Source organism: Bradyrhizobium sp. Mp27, assembly GCF_029953005.1.
GTDB lineage: Bacteria > Pseudomonadota > Alphaproteobacteria > Rhizobiales > Xanthobacteraceae > Bradyrhizobium > Bradyrhizobium barranii.
Genome location: NZ_JASAUS010000418.1, coordinates 1 through 2,199, shown reverse-complemented (window position 1 = coordinate 2,199; position 2,199 = coordinate 1). Strand labels below are relative to the sequence as shown.

General features: G+C 62.3%; 2 protein-coding genes. Both read right to left on the bottom strand.

Translation table 11 applies throughout. The annotated features are described in order from the left end of the window. Positions 1 to 68: 68 nt before the first annotated feature. Positions 69 to 1,523, bottom strand: a complete 1,455-nt coding sequence (locus QJT78_RS50460) for a site-specific integrase (protein WP_281460840.1) — start codon at positions 1,521 to 1,523, stop codon at positions 69 to 71. 249 nt (positions 1,524 to 1,772) lie between these two features. Then, positions 1,773 to 2,015 (bottom strand): helix-turn-helix domain-containing protein, encoded by a 243-nt coding sequence (locus QJT78_RS50455; protein ID WP_038953567.1) that lies wholly within the window; start codon positions 2,013 to 2,015, stop codon positions 1,773 to 1,775. Positions 2,016 to 2,199: the final 184 nt, after the last annotated feature.

Sequence of the window (2,199 nt, the reverse complement as noted above, 5' to 3'; positions counted from 1 at the left end):
ATAAACGTCCTGCCTGACCGGCTACTGCTGTTCAGCGGCGCTGACGGCGATCATCAGGTGGGGGAGTTTCAAGTGACCATACCCGGGGGATTTTGACCGACCCACGGGGTCTTCGGCTCACCAGCGATACCGGGGAACAACCAGGCAGCGTTCGAGCGGCGCAACAGCACCGGCCGGAACTCGTGGATGTATTCATTAATGAGGGTGGTGAGGTTCTCGCCAAAGTCAAACTGGAGATCGACCCGGTTCTTGACGTCGTAATGCGGGAATACCAGCCAGAACGGCGACAAGGGACCACCGGGCTTGATCAGGTTTTCTTCCAACTTGATGGAGACGAGGTTGGTCAGCCGGACCGGCGCAATGGATAGGATCGCGATGGCGACCGCGATCTGCGCAGTCACCGCCGCCTTAACCGGAGCGTGGGCTTGATCGGCGCGCGCTTGCCGCATCAGGACGTTCGGCAACGAGACCACCTCACTCCAGATGCCTTCCGTCAGGACTTGCCGGATCAACTTGAGGTTCTTGCCGGTCAATCCTCCGTGGCGATGCTCCTCCAACGAAGCCCTTATGTCGTCGAGACGCTCGATGGCGGCTTCGTCCAAGCCGATCTGCCGCGCCAGGCTGAACAGCTTCCAGGCGAGATCGATGGTGTAGACCTTCGGCTCCGCTCCATTGTTCTCCCAGTAGGCGTCGAGCACCGGCTCGGCCACGTCGGGGTGGACCAGAGCAGCCAGCGACTTCAGGTTTTCGATGGGGGTCCCGATCTTGACCGCCATCCGCGCCACCGCCACCAGCTCGGCGCGACGGGTCTTGATCGTTTTCGGGCTGCAGGGCCGGCTGCGCTTGCCGTTCGGCCCCTTCCGGACTTTGCCGAGCCCTGCGAGATAGCGATCGACATCGCGGCGCAGGCCCTCGGGAAAGTCTTCCCAAGTTGGACCCTCCTGGGCCTTGACCGGCGTTTCCGTCAGCCGCTGCGCCAGCCAAGCCCGGTTCTCGCCAGCAGACACATTCCAGGCCCGCGCAATCGAGCGGTGGGCCATGCTGCTGGTGGCGAGCGACGTCGTCTCGGCGCGGTACCGCAGATAATCGGCCACGACGGCGTCATCGACCGAGGCCGGCATCAGGCTGCGGCCCGAGCAATAGCGCATCAGGCCATAGAGCCGGGCGCGCCGCCCGCGATCCCCGATGCCATCGCGCAACGTTGCCCACTCGGCCGACAAGGCCACCCCGCGTGAGGGCACCTTGTACTCCTTGCCGAACCAGCGCAGCGCGGCCGCCACATTGGATTTGTGGTTGGCAACGGTCTTGGCCGTGACGCCGAGGCGAGCGTGGTGCAGCTGACCGACCGGCAAGCGGATCGCCGTCCACCGCGCCGGGGACACCTCAACCGGGCGGTCCAGCCATTTGGCGATCTGCCGCAGCGAGCAGACCCAGTGACGCTTGACGCTTGCGGACAAGTCGGCGGCGTCCTCGATCGCGGTCATCGCTTCGGAAAAGGTGGGTTCGAGGGGCGCCACCGTCATTGGGATCATTTCCTTCGCGATGCCGATGGAGGGGATTCCCCATCAATGTATACTAGAGTAAATTAGGAAGGCGTCAACAGTATAAAGGCTATATGTACTTCTACAATTGATCCTAACATTAAACTATACTGTGTTTCGTTGATGTATATTGATGTACGGAGATGGACGATTATTACGACCCAAGCGAAAAAGGCGCGAGGATTGCCGCCCTCACGCGCTCTTTGTATTTGCTGTCATTCACTCCCTGGATCATCCGCTGGTCGAGGTGCGCTGCTGGCCCTTCATCCACTGCTGGAGGGAGGCTTCCGCGTAGCGGACCGCGCCGCCCAACTTGACGTAGGGAGGCCCATCGCCGGCGAGCCGGCGCTTGGCCAGCCAGGACACGCTGAGGTTCAGGTGCCGCGCCGCCTGTTTCGGGGTCAGCAAGATCGGCGCCGCGGTCGGCCGATTGGCCGCCGGCGGACCGCTCGGGCTGGGAGTTTTAGAGAGCATTGAAGTTATTCCCTAGGTTGGAGCGGGCGTGCCACCCGCGCAATTGCCGAATAAGCTCGACAACCATCTTCCAACTAGCCCGTCCTATTCGTGAGAGTGCGGCTTTTGGGCCCGATTGATGCGGCCGCACATCTTGTCTGACGAGGCGCACAGGATTGCCTTCGGCTTTTCGCCGCCTGACGAC

Bases quoted from the DNA above. Each gene is read 5' to 3' on its own strand.
- QJT78_RS50460 (WP_281460840.1), bottom strand. From the start codon at position 1,523: ATGACGGTGGCGCCCCTCGAACCCACCTTTTCCGAAGCGATGACCGCG.
- QJT78_RS50455 (WP_038953567.1), bottom strand. From the start codon at position 2,015: ATGCTCTCTAAAACTCCCAGCCCGAGCGGTCCGCCGGCGGCCAATCGG.